19 protein-coding genes are annotated in these 18420 nt (G+C 65.4%); 8 read left to right on the top strand and 11 right to left on the bottom strand.

Annotated features, from left to right (window positions below):
• Positions 1 to 14: 14 nt before the first annotated feature.
• Together LT972_RS07665 and LT972_RS07660 are read left to right on the top strand one after the other, a co-directional pair.
• The gene (locus LT972_RS07665; protein WP_232569084.1) at positions 15 to 2117 is read left to right on the top strand and encodes an acetate--CoA ligase family protein; all 2103 of its coding nucleotides are present in this window, start codon (positions 15 to 17) and stop codon (positions 2115 to 2117) included.
• Positions 2114 to 3172 carry a phosphotransacetylase family protein gene (locus LT972_RS07660; RefSeq protein ID WP_232569082.1) on the top strand — a complete coding sequence of 353 codons (1059 nt, stop codon included), beginning with the start codon at positions 2114 to 2116 and terminating at the stop codon, positions 3170 to 3172. The genes LT972_RS07665 and LT972_RS07660 overlap by 4 nt, the downstream gene beginning before the upstream one ends.
• Here LT972_RS07660 and LT972_RS07655 read toward each other — a convergent pair.
• On the bottom strand, positions 3164 to 3562 hold the full coding sequence (locus tag LT972_RS07655; RefSeq protein ID WP_232569081.1) for a chemotaxis protein CheW: 399 nt from the start codon (positions 3560 to 3562) through the stop codon (positions 3164 to 3166). The two genes, LT972_RS07660 and LT972_RS07655, sit on opposite strands and share 9 nt — an antisense overlap.
• Before the next feature lie 88 nt (positions 3563 to 3650).
• Between LT972_RS07655 and LT972_RS07650 the strand changes: the two genes are divergently transcribed.
• Positions 3651 to 3992, top strand: a complete 342-nt coding sequence (locus LT972_RS07650; protein ID WP_232569079.1) for an ArsR/SmtB family transcription factor — start codon at positions 3651 to 3653, stop codon at positions 3990 to 3992.
• 77 nt (positions 3993 to 4069) lie between these two features.
• The gene (locus LT972_RS07645; protein ID WP_232569078.1) at positions 4070 to 4351 is read left to right on the top strand and encodes a DUF7521 family protein; all 282 of its coding nucleotides are present in this window, start codon (positions 4070 to 4072) and stop codon (positions 4349 to 4351) included.
• A 7-nt stretch (positions 4352 to 4358) separates the two neighbouring features.
• Here LT972_RS07645 and minD read toward each other — a convergent pair whose 3' ends face one another.
• From minD to LT972_RS07595, 10 genes are all read right to left on the bottom strand, one after another.
• Positions 4359 to 5306 (bottom strand): MinD/ParA family ATP-binding protein, encoded by a 948-nt coding sequence (gene minD / locus LT972_RS07640; RefSeq protein WP_232569076.1) that lies wholly within the window; start codon positions 5304 to 5306, stop codon positions 4359 to 4361.
• A gap of 45 nt (positions 5307 to 5351) precedes the next feature.
• Entirely contained in the window at positions 5352 to 7085 is a 1734-nt protein-coding gene (gene flaJ, locus LT972_RS07635; RefSeq protein ID WP_232569074.1) for an archaellar assembly protein FlaJ, read from the bottom strand.
• A gap of 1 nt (position 7086) precedes the next feature.
• Entirely contained in the window at positions 7087 to 8976 is a 1890-nt protein-coding gene (locus tag LT972_RS07630; protein ID WP_232569072.1) for a type II/IV secretion system ATPase subunit, read from the bottom strand.
• A 12-nt stretch (positions 8977 to 8988) separates the two neighbouring features.
• A complete protein-coding gene (locus LT972_RS07625) occupies positions 8989 to 9759 on the bottom strand; it encodes an ATPase domain-containing protein (protein WP_232569071.1) in 771 nt (256 codons plus the stop codon).
• A complete protein-coding gene (locus LT972_RS07620; protein WP_232569069.1) occupies positions 9756 to 10202 on the bottom strand; it encodes a flagellar protein G in 447 nt (148 codons plus the stop codon). Before LT972_RS07620 ends, LT972_RS07625 begins: the two co-directional genes overlap by 4 nt.
• Complete coding sequence (locus LT972_RS07615) at positions 10203 to 10640, bottom strand: fla cluster protein FlaF (protein ID WP_232569067.1); 438 nt, start codon at positions 10638 to 10640, stop codon at positions 10203 to 10205.
• A complete protein-coding gene (locus tag LT972_RS07610; protein ID WP_232569066.1) occupies positions 10624 to 11970 on the bottom strand; it encodes a FlaD/FlaE family flagellar protein in 1347 nt (448 codons plus the stop codon). The genes LT972_RS07615 and LT972_RS07610 overlap by 17 nt, the downstream gene beginning before the upstream one ends.
• A 76-nt stretch (positions 11971 to 12046) precedes the next feature.
• The gene (locus LT972_RS07605; RefSeq protein ID WP_232569065.1) at positions 12047 to 12517 is read right to left on the bottom strand and encodes a FlaD/FlaE family flagellar protein; all 471 of its coding nucleotides are present in this window, start codon (positions 12515 to 12517) and stop codon (positions 12047 to 12049) included.
• A complete protein-coding gene (locus LT972_RS07600; RefSeq protein ID WP_232569063.1) occupies positions 12517 to 14403 on the bottom strand; it encodes a methyl-accepting chemotaxis protein in 1887 nt (628 codons plus the stop codon). Before LT972_RS07600 ends, LT972_RS07605 begins: the two co-directional genes overlap by 1 nt.
• 82 nt (positions 14404 to 14485) lie before the next feature.
• Positions 14486 to 14719 (bottom strand): DUF7385 family protein, encoded by a 234-nt coding sequence (locus LT972_RS07595; protein ID WP_232569061.1) that lies wholly within the window; start codon positions 14717 to 14719, stop codon positions 14486 to 14488.
• A 159-nt stretch (positions 14720 to 14878) separates the two neighbouring features.
• Here LT972_RS07595 and LT972_RS07590 point away from each other — a divergent pair, with 159 nt between their 5' ends.
• From LT972_RS07590 to cheF1, 4 genes are all read left to right on the top strand, one after another.
• Positions 14879 to 15451, top strand: coding sequence for an archaellin/type IV pilin N-terminal domain-containing protein (locus tag LT972_RS07590; protein WP_232569059.1), 573 nt, complete (start codon positions 14879 to 14881; stop codon positions 15449 to 15451).
• 9 nt (positions 15452 to 15460) lie between these two features.
• Positions 15461 to 16051: an archaellin/type IV pilin N-terminal domain-containing protein gene (locus tag LT972_RS07585; protein ID WP_232569050.1), complete on the top strand. Its 591-nt coding sequence runs from the start codon at positions 15461 to 15463 to the stop codon at positions 16049 to 16051.
• A 77-nt stretch (positions 16052 to 16128) separates the two neighbouring features.
• Positions 16129 to 17349, top strand: coding sequence for a HEAT repeat domain-containing protein (locus LT972_RS07580; protein ID WP_232569048.1), 1221 nt, complete (start codon positions 16129 to 16131; stop codon positions 17347 to 17349).
• A gap of 153 nt (positions 17350 to 17502) precedes the next feature.
• On the top strand, positions 17503 to 18372 hold the full coding sequence (gene cheF1 / locus LT972_RS07575; RefSeq protein ID WP_232569046.1) for a chemotaxis protein CheF1: 870 nt from the start codon (positions 17503 to 17505) through the stop codon (positions 18370 to 18372).
• The last annotated feature ends 48 nt before the right edge of the window (positions 18373 to 18420 follow it).

Below are 18420 nucleotides of genomic sequence, written 5' to 3'. Positions count from 1 at the left end.
CCGTCGGTTCGGACGTGAAGACACCAAGCGATGCCGGCGGACTGTTCGCCCCCAACGCCGTCGCCGTGGTCGGCGCGACGGAACGCGAGGGGTCGATCGGTCGCGCCATCGTCGAGAACCTCGCGGACTTCGACGGGACGGTCGTTCCGGTCAACCCTAAGCGGGAGTCCGTCCTCGGGTACGACTGCTACCCGGACCTCGGCGCCGCGCCCGACGTGGACCTCGCGGTGGTCGTGGTGCCGCCCTCTATCGCCGTCGACGCGGTGCGGGACGCGGGCGAAGCGGGCGTGACCAACGTCGTCGTCATCACCGCGGGCTTCAGCGAGACCGGCGGCGAGGGCGCCGAACGCGAGCGCGAACTCGCGGCGGTCGCCGAGGAGTACGGCCTCAACCTCGTCGGTCCGAACAGCCTCGGCGTGCTCTCCACGCCGACCGGCCTGAACGCCACGTTCGGCCCGTCGAACGCGCTCCCCGGCAACCTATCCTTCATGAGCCAGTCGGGCGCATTCATCACCGCCGTCCTCGACTGGGCGAACGACCAGGGAATCGGCTTCAAGGACGTCGTCAGCCTCGGCAACAAGGCCGTCCTCGACGAGACCGACTTCATGCGCCAGTGGCGCGACGACCCTGACACGAACGTCGTCCTCGGCTACCTCGAAGGCATCGAGGACGGCCGCGAGTTCGTCGACACCGCCCGCGACGTGACACAGGACACGCCCGCCGTCGTCGTGAAGTCCGGTCGCACCGAGGCGGGCGCGCAGGCCGCGTCCTCCCACACCGGCACCATCGCCGGGAGCGAGGCCGCCTACGAGGCCGGCTTCGAGCAGGCCGGCGTCGTGCGCGCCGAGAACGTCCAGGAACTGTTCGACTTCGCGCGCGCCCTCGACGGCCTCCCGATGCCCGACTCCGAGAACGTCGCCGTCGTCACGAACGCCGGCGGCCCCGGCGTCATGGCGACCGACGCCGTCGGCGACTCCCGGCTCTCGATGGCCTCCTTCGAGGAGGAGACCCTGGACGCGCTCCTCGACTCGATGCCCGAGGAGGCGAACGTCTACAACCCCGTGGACGTCATCGGGGACGCCGACCTCGACCGCTTCGAGACGGCCATCGACGCCGTCCTCGCCGACGACAACGTCGGCTGTGCGGTCGTCGTCTCCGCGCCCACCGCCATCATCGACTACGAGGAACTCGCCGGCGTCGTCGCCGACCTCCAGAACGAGCACGGAAAACCCGTCGTGACGTGCCTGATGGGCGGCGAACGCACCGAGAAGGCCGCCGACGTGCTCGGCGAAGCCGGCATCCCGAACTACTTCGACCCGGCGCGCGCCGTCAGCAGCCTCGACGCGCTCGCCGTCCAGCGCGCGGTCGAAGCCCGCGAGTACGAGGCGCCCCGCGAGTTCGACGTGGACCGCGAGCGCGCCCGCGAGATTCTGACCGACGCCGCCGACCGCGGGTCGACCCGCCTCGGCGTCGAAGCGATGGACCTGCTCGACGCCTACGGCATCCCCACGCCCGAGGGCGAGGTCGTCGACGACCCCGCCGACGCGCGCTGGGTCGCCAACGACATCGAGGGCGACGTCGTCATGAAAATCGTCAGCCCGGACATCCTCCACAAGTCCGACATCGGCGGCGTGAAAGTCGGCGTCCCCGACGAGGAGGTCGCCGACGCCTACGAGGACCTCGTCACGCGAGCGAAGAACTACCAGCCCGACGCCACCATTCTCGGCGTCCAAGTCCAGGAGATGGTCGACACCGACGCCGGCACGGAGACCATCCTCGGCACGAACCGCGACCCCCAGTTCGGTCCCCTGTTGCTGTTCGGACTGGGCGGCATCTTCGTCGAGATTCTGGAGGACACCAGCGTCCGCGTCGCGCCCGTCTCCGAGCGCGAAGCCGGGGAGATGATTGACGAACTCGACTCCGCGCCGCTCCTTCGGGGCGCGCGCGGCCGCGACCCGGCCGACGAGGACGCCATCGTGGAGAGCGTCCAGCGGCTCAGCCAGCTCGTCACCGACTTCCCAGCCATCCTCGAACTCGACGTGAACCCGCTGCTCGCCACCGGCGACGGCGTGCAGGCACTGGACGTCCGACTGACCATCGACCCCGACGAACTATGAACACGCTACTCGTCACCTCGACCGAAGCAGGCACCGGCAAGACCGCCGTCTCGCTCGCGCTCGCGCGCCTCGCGCAGGAACGCGACCGCTCGGTGGGCTACATGAAACCGAAGGGCACCCGACTCCAGAGCAACGTCGGGAAGACCCTCGACGCGGACCCGATGCTCGCGCGGGAACTGCTCGGCCTCGACGCCGAGATGCACGAACTCGAACCCGTCGTCTACTCGCCGACGTTCGTGAAGGGCGCGATTCAGGGCCGCGAGGACGCCGACGAACTCCGCGAGCGCGTCCGCGAGGCGTTCGACGCCCTCGCCGCCGACCGCGACCTGATGGTCGTCGAGGGCGCCGACGACCTCGCCACCGGCGGCATCGTCGACCTCACCGACCCCGAAATCGCGGACCTACTGGACGCCCGAGCCATCGTGCTCGCGCGCTACGAGGAACCCGGCGACGTCGACGACGTGCTCGCCGCCGCCGACGCGCTCGGCGACCGGTGTGCCGGCGTCGTCTTCAACGCCGTCGCGGACGCCACCTACGACGACGTTGAGAGCGAAGTCGCTCCGTTCCTCGAATCGCGTGGCGTCCCCGTCCTCGGCGTGCTCCCGAGCGACCGCAGCCTCTCGGGGGTCACCGTCGCGGACCTCGCCGACGAACTCGGCGGCGACGTGCTCACCGAGGGCGCCGACGACGACGCGGTCGTCGAACGCTTCCTCGTCGGTGCGATGAGCGGCGAGAGCGCGCTCAGTCACTTCCGGCGCACGAAAGACGCCGCGGTCATCACGGGCGGCGACCGCGCCGACGTCCAGACCGCCGCGCTCGACGCGCCCGGCGTCCGGTGTCTCGTCCTCACGGGCGGCCACCGGCCCTCGGGCGCCGTCCTCGGGAAAGCCGCGGAGAAGGGAGTGCCCGTCATCGCGGTGCAGTCCGACACGCTCACCGCCGTCGAACGCGCCGAAGGCCTCGTCCGCGGCGGCCGCGTGCGAGACGAGAAGACCGTCGACGTGATGCAGGGGCTGCTCTACGACCACGCCGACGTCGACGCCCTCCTAGACTAGGGCGTCCGGGTCGACCCAGACGACGAACCGGTCGTCGCGGCGGAGGACGCCGCGCGTCGTCTCCGACGCCGCCGAGTCGTCCAGTTCCGCCTCGGTGACGGACTCGACCTCGTGGACGTCGTCGACCAGCAGGCCGGTGGCGTCGTGCTCCGAGAGCACCACGATGCGGTTTCCGGCCGGGTCGCCGTTCACGTCGAGTCCGACCCGCGGGTCGACGACGGTCGTCGTCTCGCCGCGGAGGTCGACGACACCGACGACGTTCGCGTCCGCGTTCGGAATCGACGTGATGTCCTCGGTGGCGTCGACGATTTCGTCCACGTGCGCGATGTCGATGCAGTAGCGACCGTCACCGAGAGAGAACTCCAAGACGTCGGTCTCGTCGTCAGCCATACGGGCGAATCTACCGGGCACCGAATTAAGCGTTTGGTTGACGCCAACCCCGACACTCTTTTTTCGCTCGATTCCCACTGTCATCTCGATGGACCCGGTGGACGTGTTGCGGGTACTCGGCAACAAGTACAACGCCGAGATTCTCGAAGCAACCCACGCGCCGAAGTCTGCGCAGGAACTCAGCGAGGAACTCGACATCCCCATCGCGACCAGTTACCGCCGCATCGAGGAGTTGAGCGAACACGACCTGCTCAAACTCGAAGGCAAGGAACTCTCCGACGAGGGCCGGCGCACCAAAGTCTACCGGCGACAGGTCGACGAAATCTCCGTGCAGTTCGGCGTCGACGAGACGACCATCGAGACCACCGAGCGCACGGAAGCGAAGAACGCGCTCGTGGACGTGTGGAGCGACCTCCGGTCGGAGGGGTAGCGGGCGATTCTACGAACTAATAATCACGGGGACAATTTTATACTGAATGTCCTAGACGTCGTGTACGAACGACCCGTATGCGACTCATCGAAGCACTCTACCTCGTATTCAGCGTCACCCTCGCGGTGGCGGGTCTCAGCATGGTCGGGTTCGCGGTGCGCGCCTACCGCGACACCGGCAGAGAAGCGATGTTGCACCTGTCTCTCGGGTTCACACTCGTCGTCGCCGCCTCCATCGGGACGACGATCTCCGCGTTCCTCGTCGGCTTCGAGGACACGCGCTCGCTGCTCACGCTGAACTACCTGTTCAGTACCGCCGGCTACCTGTTCGTGATGTACAGCATCGTCACGCCCGACTGAACGCGGACTACGAGAACTTCGATTTCACGCGGTCGAACAGTTTCACGCGTCGCTCCGTCGCTTCCTCGTCGTCCTCCAGTCCCGCCTCCTGAATCATCTCCTCCAGCGAAATCTCGTACACCGGGCCGTCTTCGACTTCCTCGTCGCCATCCTCCCCCTCGCTCTCACCGGTGTCGGGGTCGACCCACTCGAATCCGCCGTCCTCGGGTTCGGGCTCGGGCGGCTCCATGCCGACGCTGTCCGCGAGTTGGGCGGCGAGCCGGTCGTACGCGCGCGCCGCCGGGCTCTCCGGTTTGATGTCCACGACCGGACGGCTCTTGCGCACCGCGAGTTTCACGGCGTCGTCGTGCGGGACGCTCACCGTCACGGCGTCCGTCGTCCCGAGCGCCGCCGCGATGCCCTCCACGTCGTCGAACCCGCCGTCGCCGGTGCGCGTAAACACCGCGCCGACCACGGGTTTCTCCAACTTCGACACGAGTTTCCCCGTCTTCGTCGCGTCCGTCAGCGACGCCAACTCCGCCGTCGTCACCAACAACACGCCGTCCGCGACGCTCATCGCCATCGCGATGTCGTAACTCAGTCCGGCGCCCGCGTCCAGCAGGACGACGTCGTTGCGGTCCCGGAGGTACTCCACCACGCGGTGGAGGGACTTCGCGTCCGCCTCCGCGAACTGCTCTAACTCCGTCGACCCCGGTACGAGCGTGAGGCCGGTCGTGTCGTAACTCGCGTCCGCCGGCGACGCCTGCCCCGCGAGCACGTCGTGAAGCGTCTCGTCCGGATTCACGCCGAGCAAGCCCGCGAGGTTCGCCATCCCGAGGTCGACGTCCACGACGGCGACGTCGAACCCGTCGTCCGCGAGCGCGACACCGAGGTTCGCCGTCGTCGTCGACTTCCCGACGCCGCCCTTCCCGCTGGCGACGGCGAACACGTACCCGTCACCTCCGACCTCGTTCATCGTGAACCACGTAGCGGGCTACGATACATAAGTGTGGCTCCGCGGTTACACCGACAGCAGCGAGCTGACCAGCTCCAGGGTCAGCGACCCGATGACCGCGGAAATCCACGTCAACACCACGAAGTGAATGTACGCGTTTATCTTGTGGCCGCCGTCCACGACCCGAATCATCAGCGCCGACAGCACGGCGTTCACGAGAATCGTCAACACGAGCAGGTACTCGATGAGTTCGAGGTCGTACACCTGCGTGTTGATGAGCGTCCCGACGTTGAACGCCGAATTCGAGAAGTCGATGCCCAGCCCCGAGATGACGTCCACGATACCGAGACCGATGAAGAACGCGAACGTCGCCGCCGCCGTGATGCCGTACAGGACGCCGACGAGCGTCGACGCCGCCTGACTGCGGCGCTGACGGAGCTGGAGGACTTCGCTCATGTTGTTCGAGATGAGTTCGCCGAGGTGTTTCGGCTCGCCACCCATCTGGCGCCCGACGAGGTACATCTCGCTGAACTTCTGGATGAGATACGAGTGGGCGTCCGACGTGAAGTGCCGCCACGCCTGCGAGGCGTCCACGCGGAGGTTCAGGCGCTTGAACAGGTCGTCGACGAGGCCGGTCAGCGACCCGAAGTTCTTGTCGCGCAGCGACTCCAACACCCGCGTCGTCGTGGTCTGGCGGGCCGTCTCGCTCGACCCGAGCGCGCGAATGAAACTCGTAAAGGCGTCGTCGCGGTCTTTCACGCGCTCCTCGGCCGACCGCGCGACGATACCGGGAATGAGCAGCGGCGTCGTCGGGAGCGCCGCGTACAGCGGGAGGGGAACCGAGTCGGACTCGATGCCCGTCCACCCGAGCATCACCGCCAGCACCACGACGACGAGCAGCGCCGACAACAGCCCGCCGACCGCCGTCGAGACGCGGAGCTTCCACTCCGTGCGCGTCGTGCGCTCCTCCGGGAAGTACCACAGCGGGTCGCTCGGCGCGAGCGTGTAGATGGCGTACAGGAACCCGATCTGGATAAAGGAGTACAGCACGACGACCGACGACACCGTCATCGTCGGATTCGTTCCGGAGAGAATCGGGAGCACCGTCGCGAACACGAGCGCGAACGTCACGGACAACACCATCGACAGGTAGAGGTCTTTCATCACCTGGAGGTTCTCCAGTTTCCCCTCGTAGGACGTGGCGTAGTTCCGGATGATGGCGTCCTGCTCGGTAACGAGGTAGGACTCCAGGCTCTCACCGGAGTTGATGGTGTACGCGAGCCGGTCGAGGAAGTCCGCGAGCAGGTCACTCGGCACCTTGTCCGCGCGCATCCGGCACGCGTCGTCGAGGCTCTGATTCCACGCGTCGATGAGTTGAACGATGCGACGCGCCTCCTCCGCGAGAGGGCCGTACTCCTCCTCGGCGCCGATGCGCCGGAACACCTCCACGCGGTCGATGTTCGTCGTCGACAGGATGGTCATATGCGTCACGAACAGGTGGAACCGGTTCTCCATGCGCGTCCGGCGCTGGTCCTGTCGAATCTTCGGGTACATCACGGCCGTCACGACCGCCAGCAGGCCGAGCATCGGAATCGGGACGGTGAGGAACGTCGGCAGCGACACCACGAACACCGTCACCACCGTCGCGAGGAAGAACACCACCGACGGCACGACGATGAACAGGATGTACTGGAACGTCGGCATCGTCATCCGACGGTAGGACGCCAGCACCGAGTCGACGAGGTCGCCTAACTCGATGTTTTCGAGCGACGAGGTCGCTTCGGCTTCCTCCGCCGCCATGCTAGAACCCGCGAGATATCGTGAACGGGAGGCCCTCGACGCCGTCCCGCTGGAACGACGCGACGGCGTCGTTGAAGTCGTGGTACTCGATCAGGTCCTCCTGGATAATGCGCTCGATGATTTCCGCGCGGAAGTCCAGTTCGTCGTAGATTTCGCGCGTGTCCGCGTACCCGAGCAGGGTCGCAATCTGCTCTTCGAGCACGTAGGAGTTGTTCCGGCCCTGGAAGACGATTTCGTCCTCGACGGGGTCCCAGTAGAACGCCTGCCGCGTGACGACGCCGCCCATCTCCTTCGAGTACCCCTCGATTTCCTGCACGGAGGTGACGCGACGCAGGACGTCGTCGCCCTGCTTCACGCGGTTCTGGAACAGCGCCACGTCGGCGTTGTCCATGAACGTCTCCGGGACGTTGATGGGCTCCCCAGTGAAGCGCTGAATCATCGAGACGATGTCGCTCGCGTGGAACGTCAGCATCACGGGGTGACCGGTCTGTGCCGCCTGGAACGCCATCCGACCCTCCTCGCCACGCACCTCACCGACGATGATGTAGTCGGGACGCGAACGCAGCGCGGCCGCGACCAGGTCGAACATGTCCACGTCCGCGGAGTTCTCGCCCTGCCCCTCCCGGGTGAGGAGTTGCTGCCACGTGTCGTGTGGCGGGATGACCTCCGCGGTGTCCTCCGCGGTGTAAATCTTCGAGTCCCGGGGGATGAACGCCATGATGGAGTTCAGCGTCGTCGTCTTCCCGGACGCCGTCTCCCCGACGACGAACACCGTCTGCTCGTTTTCGAGGCAGAGCCAGAGGTACGCCGCCAACTCGGGAGACAGCGTCCCCCACTTCGTAATCTGGCCGACGGACAGCGGCACGTCCTCGCCCTGACGGATGGTGAGCGACGGCCCCTTCAGCGACACGTCGTCGCTGTAGATGATGTTCACACGCGACCCGTCCGGGAGCGTCGAGTCCACGATGGGGTCGGAGTCGGACACCGGGTCGCCGATGCGCTCGCCCATGTTCCGGAGCCAGCCGTCGAACTCCTCGGGCGTCCCGAAGTCGACGGTGGTCTCCAGCATCCCGAACGTCCCGTGGTCGACGTAACAGCCACTCGGGCCGATGACGTGAATGTCCTCGTTGTACGGGTCGCGCATCACCGGCTCCAGCGGTCCGAACCCGACGATGTCGCGGTTCAACTGGTACCGGATGTTCTCGTACGTCGCCTGCGAGACGGGGATGCGACCGAATCCGAATGCCTCCTCCATCGCCTCGCGGAACATCGGCACGGCGCGACGGAACGACTGCGCGAAGTTCTTCGGCGCCGAGGCGACCTGTCGCGCGCCCGCCTTCACCTGCTTGGTGGAGAGGTCGCCGGAGTCCATCGACATCTGCCCGCGCTCGTCGCCGGTCATCCGGTCCGCGAGCGTCGACGAGTCGAAGTCCTTCACCAGCGACCCGAGGTTGTTCGGGAGCTGGCGGACGCGGTGGAACACGCCGTCGTCCTCGTCGCCGTCGATGCGCACCGTCTCCTGGAGCAGTTCCTCGATGCGGTCGTCGTACTCGGCCTCCTCCTCGGGCGCCGGCTTCGTCACCGACTTCTCGAGGATGCGCTCTTGGACGTTCTTGAAGACCGCGGCCTCGGGGCCCGACAGTTCGGGTTCGATGGTGTAGTACTTCGTGTCCTTCCCCAGGTCGCCGTACACGTGACAGAAGATGGGGCCGCCCACGGGGTAGAGCACGTTCGGCTTCGCGGCCTCCCAGTCGTCGGTCGGCTCGTCGATGAGCTCCGGGAACTCGCCCGTGAACTGCTTGAACCGCTGGAGGTACTCCCGGAGGTGGGTGTGGCGACTCGACGTCTCCCGGAGTTCGTGCCCGATCTGTCTGCTCCCGTGGTCTGCCATGAGGTGTCCCTGCTATGCCACGCTGCGGCTTTCGATGACGATTCCCGTGCCGGACCGCACCGAGTACCCGATCGTGTCACCCACCTGCTCGCCCATCCCGGCGAACCGGCGAACGGCGATGGAGCGCCGGACGTCGTTCCCGACCTCCACCATCTGTAACTCCAAGTACACGTCGGCGATAGACCGGAACGGCCCGATTGCCTCCTCGTCGACAGTACTGGGGTCCACGGTCAAAACGATGACCTTTCCTTGCGAGACCAAATCCCTAAAGAACGATATGATTTCGAGGGCGGCCTGCCGCTCGTCGTTCTGCCGGACCAGCGCCTCGAACTTCGGGTCGTTCCGGAGGATGGCGTCGAACGTGTCGATGACGACGGTGTCGGCCTGCCACATCTTGTCGGCCTCCATCAACCGCTTGAGCAACTGCTTGCGGTTGCCGTCCTCGTCGTCGACGGCCCCGGTACTCCGGAGCGCGCTCTTCCCCGTGTCGACGTCCGCGTGGAAGAACAACAGGTTCTCGTTCAACAGGTGCTCTTCCATGTCGTAACTCAGGGAGTGCATTTGGTCGATGAACCCACGGACGGTCAACTCCGTCGACACCAACGTCACGGAGTGTCCCTCCTCACAGAGGCCGTACGTGAACCGCTGGCTCATCGCGGACTTCCCCGCGCCGTAATCTCCCTCGATGAGGACGATGCTCCCGCCGGGAATGCCGCCCCCGAGCTCGTTGTTCAGTCGGTCGTGCTCGTCCAACCCGAGCGAGTACAGTGTGTTCGTGCTCATGTTCTGAACTCCAACACCTCACGGTCGCCGTGAACGATGACGACCGCGCGGTGGTCGCCACTCGACAGATCCACACCCGACGCCGTCACCCGGACGACGTTCCCCGGCCCCCAACTGGAGCCGTCGACCACGGACAGCGACACGTTCGTCACGTACGTCCCGTCGACGATGACGTCGACGACACTCGGGTCCGCGGCCAATCCGCCTGAGCCCGTATTCTTCACGAGCAGCGTCAGATTACCCCCGTCGTAGATGGACGACGAACTCGCGGAGTCGCTGATTATCTCCACGTCCGTCTGAATCTCCTGGCTGACGTCGACGCTCCGGTCCCCCAACGCGTCGCTCAACCGCTGGACGCCGTTCGTCATCGTCCCCGCGACGGACGCCGCCACGAGGATGCTCGCGATGAAGATGATGAGCGTCGAGGATGAGACACTGGCCACTCAGACCACCTCCGTCGCCGCCACACCCGACGACGTCACCACTTTCACGCGGTCGGGCTGGCTCGCCGTCGTCACGGTGACGCTGTACGTCTCGCCGGGGAGCCACAGCGTCGTATCCGTCTGCCCGCCGACGCTCCAGCTGTCGTAACCGCTCCGACTCCGGAACTCCCCGTCCAACAGCAAGTCGGTCTCGTTCACCGACAGCGACGTCGCCCCCGAGTTCGTCACGTTCACTGTCAGTTCGTCCGAGGTCGTGTTGTACGTTACGTTCGTCACGTCGACGACCGTGTTGCGACGCTCCAGGACGCGCTCCCCGTGTCTGTCGTCGGCGTCCTGTACGCGCTCGTACCCGTTGAACGCCGCCGAGTACAGGATACCGACACTCACGAACGCGGCGATGAACAGTATCGCCGCCGAACCACTAACGCTGAATCCCATTTCTATGGAGGTCCTCGCACCGGTCCACGATTGCTCGCTCTATGTCCTCGCTCGCCAACTCCTCGATGTAATCGAGACTCTTCAAGTGGTCGTCCATGGTCAGTTCGGTCGTCCCGAACTCCTCGCGGTAGAGGTAATCGGAGTCGGTCAACCCCTCCAAGTAGTCGAACAACTGGTCGCGGGCCGGCTCGCCGATCCACCCGATGCGCTCGTAGTAGTTCAGCGTCCGCACCGTGTTCTTCGGCCCGAACTCCGCGAGCAAGTAGTTCAGCCACTCCAACGAGACGACGTCCGCGAGGTAGCCGTTCGGGTGCTCTTCGAGGTGCGGGCCGTCTCCGCGCGTCCGCAGGCCGAGCGCGGGTGCCGTTCCGGACGACTCGTCGATGTCCGTCCCGGACTCGGCGCCGCCCGCGTCTTCGGTCTCCTCTTCCTCGAAGTCGAAGCCGTCGTCCTCGGCCACCTCGTCCGTCGCTTCCTCGTCTTCTTCGAGGTCGGAGTCGTCGAACCCGAGGTCGGGTTTCTCCTCGGCGTCTATCGCGTCGTCTCCACCCTCCTCGCCTTCCGCCCAGTCGGCCTCGCCGGATTCGTACTCCTCTTTCAACTCGTCGAAGGACGTCCCGCCACCGTCGCCGGCGGCCTCCTCGCCGCCGTCCTCGTCCTCGAAATCGCCGAATCCGTCCATCTCGTCGTCCGCCCCTTCTTCCTCTTCGAAGTCGTCGAAGCCGCCCATGTCGTCGCCTTCCTCCATCCCGTCGTCGAACGCGTCGTCCTCGAAGAAGTCGTCGGCGTCCGCGTCCGCGATGTCGGCGTCGAGGTCCTCCCCACCGCCGCCGCCGTCACCGCCGTCCTCTTCCTCGTCGTCGAAGAGCCCGAAACTCTGGCCACTGGCGCCGCCGCCCATGGCCTCGGTTTCGACGTCGTCCACGAACGGGTTCACGCCGCGCGTCACCATCTCGTAGATCTCCAGGAGCTTCCGGACGTTCTCCTCGACGTCCTCGACGCTCTCGCTGATCTGTTCGTTCTCGCTCCGGACGGTGTTCGCTTTCGACGCGACGTTCGACACCTCGGTCTCGAGTTCCTCGATTCGGTGTTCCAGTTCGTTCACCGAGGCGTCCGCACCGCCCGCCCCGCCACCGCCGTCCTCCATGTCGTCGAAGGAACCGAACTCGTCGTCGAAGTCGTCGTCGAAGTCGTCGTCCATCTCGAACTCATCGTCCCCTCCGGAGTCCCCCGACCCCTCGTCGTCGTCGAGCCAACTGGCCATACCGACGGCCAGCGCCCCGAACTGCAGGAAGACCAGGGCAGTCGGGGTGAGGTGGATAAACTTCATCGGGATAATACACGAGAGCCCCGCGTAATTAATGTTCTCCCCCAGTTCTCAATTCGATTAATCGGGTAGGCTCGCCTTACTCCATCGACGCCAGCCGTGCGATGAACACCAGACTCAGGACGTGGTCGGCCATCTCGAAGTCCGAGTGGCTCTCCTCGTCGGCCGGCCCCGCGAACCCGCGAACGTGGTTCCGAAGTTTCTCCGCTGCCTCGTCCCCGACCCAGCCGATGTTCTCGTAGTACTCGATGGCTTCCAGCGAGCGCTTCACGCCCCCGCGCTCCAGCAGGAAGTCCAGCCACTCGAACAGCGTGATTTCAGCGGCGTACTTCCCCGGCATCGACTCCAGGTACGGACGCTGGAGACGCTCCTCGTCGGCGCTCGAGTGCATGAACAGGAGCTGTTTCAGTTGCCCCGAACGAACCGCCTCGTCCGCGGTCTGCTCGTGTTCCGCCAGCCGCTCTTTCAGTTCCCGGATGTTCTCGTCGTCGCTCTTCCGGGCCGCACTGCGCAACTCCTCTGCGTCGTACTCGCGTGGATTCAGGGTCATCAGTTATCCTCCTCCGTGGTGAGTTGATCAACCCGCGAATTCAGTTCCTGGACCGCACGGGACTGCTCCTGGGTAGCGTCGACGATGCGCTCGGACGCCTCGGACGCCTCCTCGGCTTGGTCTTGGACCTCCTCGATGGTGACGATGACGTCCTCGACGGTCTCGGCCTGTTCGTCGTTCGCGCGCGCGACCTCCGTGATACCCGTCGCGGCCTCGTCGACGGCGTCGGCGATCTCTTCGAGCGCCGTGAGCGCGTCGTCGATCTCGTCGCCGGCGCGGTGAATCTGCTGGTGGGACTCCTCGACGGCGACGACGGTCTCGTTGGCCTGCTGTTGGACCTCGTCGATGCTCCCCGCGATGCGCTCGGTGTGCTCGCGGGTCTCGTTCGCGAGTTCCTTCACCTCGTCCGCGACGACCTCGAAGCCGCTGCCCGCTTCGCCCGCGCGTGCGGCCTCGATGTTCGCGTTCAACGCGAGGAGGTTCGTCTGGTCTGCCACCTCCGCGATGACCTCGACGACGCCCTCGATTTCGTCCATCTTCTCCTCCAACTCGGAGACGCTGTCAACGAGGTCGTCACTGATGTCGATGACCTCGTTCGTCGCCGTACTCGCGCCCTCGCTGGCCTCCAGGCCGTTCTCCGCGGCGGTCTGTGCCTGCTCGGCGGCCGCCGCGACCTGGTCGGAGCTCGCGGCGACCTCCTGCATGCTCGCGGAGAAGTTCTGCATCTCGCTCGCCGCGTCCGACAGCATGTCGTTTTGCTCGCCGACCACGTCGGCGATGTCGTTGGCCTCCGCCGCCGCCTTCTGAATCGAGGACGCCAACTCCTGAGTCTGGCCGTCGACCTGGCCGACGAGTCGCTCGAACTGGTCGGCCATGTCGTTCAGGTCGCTCACGACGCCGACGAGTTTGTCGTCGACGTGCGCGTTGCCCTCGAACGACGCGCGCGACTCGAGGTGTCCCGCCTGCAGCGCCTGCATCGTCGTCCGCAGTTCCGTGACGAGCGTCTCGATGGCTTCGGCGCGCTCGACGTCCTCGGTCCGGTCGTCGACGGTCTCCACGACCGCGAGGAGGTCGCCGTTGTCGTCGAATATCGGGCGCGCAGAGAACGTGATGCGGCGTTCGTTCCCGTCCCGGTCGACCATCGTACTGGAGTCCTCGTAGAGCGTGTACTCCGTGTCGGCGCGGTCCACGTCGAACTCGGCGGCGGCGTCCTCCGGCGCCTCGCAGATTTTATCGGCGAGCGTCTTGACGCGACGCCCGTCGGGGTAGAACGCCTCGCTGACGTGACTCGACCCGACGGCCTCCGACTCCGGACAGCCGGTCAGGTCGACGAGCGCTTTGTTCCACGCGACGACCTCTCCCTCCGCGTCCAGCATGAATACCGGCATCCCGATGCCGTCGAGGAGTTCGTCGTCCTCGACGTTCAGTTCGTCCTCGTCTTCCTCGCCAACGTCGTACGCTGCGACGCCCGCCGCAGCGTCCTCGACGACGGTGTCGAGACCGACGCGGAGTTCCTTCTCCGCGCGGTCCAGCGAGGACTCGTCTAACCCCTCCTCGCGGAGCCGGTCGAACACCGCGTCGACGACGGCGTCGACCGACGCACCGTGAGCAGAGACGAAGTCGGCGGGCGTCACGCCCGCACTCTGGTACGCGGGCACGTACGTCGCCGTCTCGGGCGCGTTCTCGTCGAACAGACCAGCGAAGTGTTCGCGAGCGTCGTCCGGCAGTCCCGGGTCGAGTCTCGCCGTGTCGACCTCGTACCGTTCCCGAACCGCGCTCGCGTGTCTATCGTGGTCGCCGAAGGAGAACTGGCCGGCGTCGGTACCGCCGTCCGTCGCCGCCCTCTCGGACCCCCCACCGAGTAGTTTGCGGAGCGTACCCAACATTCCTGACGTAATTCGTCCCAAGTAGGTATAAAAGGTTTCCCCCACGGTTACCAGTTCTAAGAATCAGGTAAGCGCGGATTACTCACGCGTGCGTGAAGATGAATAATTGGTCGTCGTCTCGAGCCAGGCAAAGCCGAACGCCCCCGCCCGGCGTGACCTGTCGCGACGAACACTCCGTTACTAACCCCTCGTCGAACGGCTCGTCACAGACCGGGCACGCCACGCCGTCACGATTCTCGTACAGTTTCGTCTCGCCCGAGTCCCGCACGAGTTTGACGCGGTGGCGGACCGCCTCGAAGTCGATGACAGTGGACACGTCACCCTTCGCCCGGCGGACCGGCTTAGGTGTTTGGTAAGCGACGGCTGAGAACTTTTCATCGCTGATAACCGGGGGCGTACCTTTTAGTAAAGGTCCATCAACGTTCGAGTCGAGCCCCAGGAAACCCGCTACGGGTAGGGGGGCAGCAAACCAACAATGTTCGAGTTCATCAACGACGAAGACGAGCGCGGTCAGGTGGGGATCGGGACGCTCATCGTGTTCATCGCGATGGTCCTGGTCGCCGCGATCGCCGCGGGCGTCCTCATCAACACGGCCGGCTTCCTCCAGTCCAAAGGCCAAGCGACTGGCGAAGAAGCCTCCGCGCAAGTGTCGAACCGCATCAACGTCGTCTCCGCCTACGGCAACGTTACGAACGAAAACGTTGACGAGGTGAGCCTGGTCGTGCGGCAGGCCGCGGGCGCCGACAATATCAACCTCTCGAAGACTACGATCCAGTGGATCGGCCCGGACAAAGCAAAGACGCTGACGTACAACGGTTCCGCTGATGCCGGGAACTTCACGACGAACCAAGTCAAGGGTGAGAACAACCCGGTTCTCGTCGACCAGTCCGACCGTCTTGAGGTCATTATCGACGCCAACGCGGTGACCAGTAATCTCGAAGCTGGCGACGAAGTGCAGCTGACGATTACGACGCAGTACGGTTCGAAGACCACCTACTGGGCGAACGTGCCCGAATCGCTGAAAGACAAGAACGCAGTCAAGCTGTAAATTAGTTCAATGTTCGAGTTCATCAACGACGAAGACGAGCGCGGTCAGGTGGGGATCGGGACGCTCATCGTGTTCATCGCGATGGTCCTGGTCGCCGCGATCGCCGCGGGCGTCCTCATCAACACGGCCGGCTTCCTCCAGTCCAAAGGCCAAGCGACTGGCGAAGAAGCCTCCGCGCAAGTGTCGAACCGCATCAACGTCGTCTCCGCCTACGGTAACGTCAACGACAGTGACACTACGGAAGTTGTCGACTTCGCGAATCTGACGGTGCGGCAGTCCGCGGGCGCCGACAACATCAACCTCTCGAAGAGTACGATTCAGTGGATCGGCCCGGACACCGCCACCACCCTCACCTACGACAGCTCCGCCGCGAACGGCACGGAGTTCACCACCGAGTCCATCAAGGGCGAGAACCCCGACGTGCTCGTCGACCAGTCCGACCGCATCAAAGTCGTGCTTGCTGCCGGTCAGATCACCACGGACGGTCTCTTGGCTGGCGAGGAAGTCCAGCTGACGGTCACGACGCAGTACGGCTCGAAGACCACCTACTGGGCGAACGTGCCGGAGTCCCTGAAGGATAAGCAGGCCGTCACGCTGTAACGCGGCCGCTTTTCGTTCACTTCCCGTATCGCTTTCTGAACGTCATCATTTTGTAGACGCGTACCTAGCATCTAGGTGTGCCATCGCTGTACGGACTGGAGCGCTCCGGGGACGTCGAGAAGTTAGTGGAGTTGCTCCAGGAGAGCGGGAAGGAGACGGTCCGGCAGCGGGCCGCCGAGATTCTGGGGAACCTCGACGAGCCCGGGTCGGAGGGTATCGACGCGTTGGTCGACGCGATGAGCGACGAGGACGAGGTCGTTCGGGCGGAAGCCATCGACGCGCTCACGCAACAGGAGGCCGTGGACGCGCTGATGAAGGGGCTGGGACAGGAGGTCCCGGATTCTGGCGCGACGTGGGCGCAGGCGGAGGTGTTCGTGGAGAATCTGTCGTCGGACACGCCGGAGTTGCGGATGGCGGCGGCGAACGTGTTGGGGTTGTTGGAGGTCTCGGAGTCGGCGCGGCCGCTGGCCGAGCGCTTGCAGTCCGAGCCGCACCCGGGGGTGCGGGCGCGCATCGCTCGCGCGCTCGGACGGGTGGGCGACCCGGCGGTGACGGGGATTCTCGTGGAGTGTCTGCACGGGCAACCGTTGAAGGTTCGGCGGGAGGCCGCCGAGTCGCTCGGGCGGTTGACGAACCCGGAGTCGCTCCGGGGGTTGTTGTCGGTCGTGGAGGACGACAGCGAGGCGTTGCGTCGGACGGCGGTGAGTTCGCTCGGGCAGTTCGGGAACGCGAAGCCGGTGGACGCGCTCGTGGAGCGGCTCGGCGACCAGAGCGACCTGGTGCGCCGGGCGGCGGTGTTCTCGCTCATCGAGATTCTGTCGAACGTGCCGCCGGACAAGAGCCACGAGCTCCGGGAGACCATCGTCGACCGGATGTCGGCGCGCAGCGACCCGAGTATCGTGGCGTCACTCATCGAGATCATCGAGGAGGGGACGCAGTTACACCAGCGGCGGAACGCGACGTGGATGCTGGGACGGGTGGCGGGCGACAACGCGACGAAGATGGACGCCATCGACGCGCTGTGTGACGTGCTCGGGGAGGACGACGACCTCATCTCGCAGTTCGCGGCGACCGGGCTCTCGGAGATTGGTGGGCGGTCCGTGGAGACGCGTCTGCTGGAGGTCATCGAGACCGACCAGTACGGAGAGGACGCGGTGGCGATGGCGGCGTTCGCGCTCGGGAAGGTCGGCGGCGACCGGTCCCGGCAGCGCTTGGAGAAGCTGGTGGACGAGACGGAGAACGCGGAGGTGCGTCGGCGCGCGTTCTCCGCCATCTCGAAACTCGGCGGGCACACGTAACGGACTGCCCGCCGTCGATTTCACTCGCGAGAATCGCACGCAAAGCATTAAATACGCCACCTGAATACGTAGCACAACGATGAGTCGGGACGCGTCGCGTGGGCGCGGGAATCGGGGGGACACTGCGTGCGGAACGACGGCCACAGGTGAGGAATGAGCGAGTCCGAGTACAAAGTCGCCGACGGCGCGGGGAAGTTCCTGCAGGCCGTCAAGGACGGTCGTCGCTTGAAGGACGCCGAGTGGACGAACGGTCGCATCCTCCTGTCGAACAAGCGCATCGTGCTCGCGGGCAACGACGGGAAACGCAACCTCCCGCTGTCGGAGATTGCCAGTCTGAGTGGCCGCTACGACGTGAACCAGACGGTCGCCCAGGTCAGCGACTACGTGAGCATCCAGATGAACAACGAGAGCGTCGTGTTGCTCTCGCTGGGGGAGAATACCGAGCAGTTCGAGAGCAAACTGTACGGCGCGCTCTTAGACCAGACGGAGATGCTCGTGAAACACCCCGCGGTGCAAGGCGGGGTGGTACAAGACGAGTCCTTCGAGCGCGCGCGCATCAAGGTCGACGAGGACCAGTTGAGCGTCGCGATGTCGAACGGGTCGTTCGTCTCCGTGGAGTTAGACGACGTTGGGTCCGCGGAGGCGGCGTCGCTGGAGGTGCAGGGCGAGAAGAGCCCGGTGTTGAAAGTCGAGCACACAGTCGACGACACGAGCGTGCAGACGTACTTCTCGAGTGACTCGCACACGTGTTCGATTCTCGAATCGCTGTTGAGTAAGGAGGCTCGAAAGAGCCAGGGGTCGGTCGACCTCTCGGAGACCGAAAAGCGCGTGTTGATGGCGCTGTACTCCGGTGTGTCGTCGTTCGAGATTCCGGACTTCCTCGGGATGGACGTCGACGAGGTGGAGTCAATCTTCGAGCGCCTCGTCGAAGTGGACGTCCTCGAGGAGGTGCGCAAGCGCCGCGAAGTGTCGATGAAGACGCGCGGCCGGAACATCGCGAGCGAAGCCATCAACGAGGAGTAGCGAGCGCTACTCGGGAGGCGTTTTTCGAGAGTGGAGTCGACGCCGACG

The sequence above is a fragment of the Halobacterium litoreum genome (genome assembly GCF_021233415.1).
Lineage (GTDB): Archaea > Halobacteriota > Halobacteria > Halobacteriales > Halobacteriaceae > Halobacterium > Halobacterium litoreum.
This window is presented reverse-complemented; position numbering and strand designations above follow the sequence as displayed.

Bases quoted from the DNA above. Each gene is read 5' to 3' on its own strand.
- LT972_RS07610 (WP_232569066.1), bottom strand. From the start codon at position 11,970: ATGAAGTTTATCCACCTCACCCCGACTGCCCTGGTCTTCCTGCAGTTC.
- LT972_RS07600 (WP_232569063.1), bottom strand. From the start codon at position 14,403: ATGTTGGGTACGCTCCGCAAACTACTCGGTGGGGGGTCCGAGAGGGCG.
- LT972_RS07660 (WP_232569082.1), top strand. From the start codon at position 2,114: ATGAACACGCTACTCGTCACCTCGACCGAAGCAGGCACCGGCAAGACC.
- LT972_RS07625 (WP_232569071.1), bottom strand. From the start codon at position 9,759: ATGAGCACGAACACACTGTACTCGCTCGGGTTGGACGAGCACGACCGA.
- flaJ (WP_232569074.1), bottom strand. From the start codon at position 7,085: ATGGCGGCGGAGGAAGCCGAAGCGACCTCGTCGCTCGAAAACATCGAG.
- LT972_RS07645 (WP_232569078.1), top strand. From the start codon at position 4,070: ATGCGACTCATCGAAGCACTCTACCTCGTATTCAGCGTCACCCTCGCG.
- LT972_RS07650 (WP_232569079.1), top strand. From the start codon at position 3,651: ATGGACCCGGTGGACGTGTTGCGGGTACTCGGCAACAAGTACAACGCC.
- LT972_RS07590 (WP_232569059.1), top strand. From the start codon at position 14,879: ATGTTCGAGTTCATCAACGACGAAGACGAGCGCGGTCAGGTGGGGATC.
- minD (WP_232569076.1), bottom strand. From the start codon at position 5,306: ATGAACGAGGTCGGAGGTGACGGGTACGTGTTCGCCGTCGCCAGCGGG.
- cheF1 (WP_232569046.1), top strand. From the start codon at position 17,503: ATGAGCGAGTCCGAGTACAAAGTCGCCGACGGCGCGGGGAAGTTCCTG.
- LT972_RS07615 (WP_232569067.1), bottom strand. From the start codon at position 10,640: ATGGGATTCAGCGTTAGTGGTTCGGCGGCGATACTGTTCATCGCCGCG.
- LT972_RS07605 (WP_232569065.1), bottom strand. From the start codon at position 12,517: ATGACCCTGAATCCACGCGAGTACGACGCAGAGGAGTTGCGCAGTGCG.
- LT972_RS07585 (WP_232569050.1), top strand. From the start codon at position 15,461: ATGTTCGAGTTCATCAACGACGAAGACGAGCGCGGTCAGGTGGGGATC.
- LT972_RS07630 (WP_232569072.1), bottom strand. From the start codon at position 8,976: ATGGCAGACCACGGGAGCAGACAGATCGGGCACGAACTCCGGGAGACG.
- LT972_RS07655 (WP_232569081.1), bottom strand. From the start codon at position 3,562: ATGGCTGACGACGAGACCGACGTCTTGGAGTTCTCTCTCGGTGACGGT.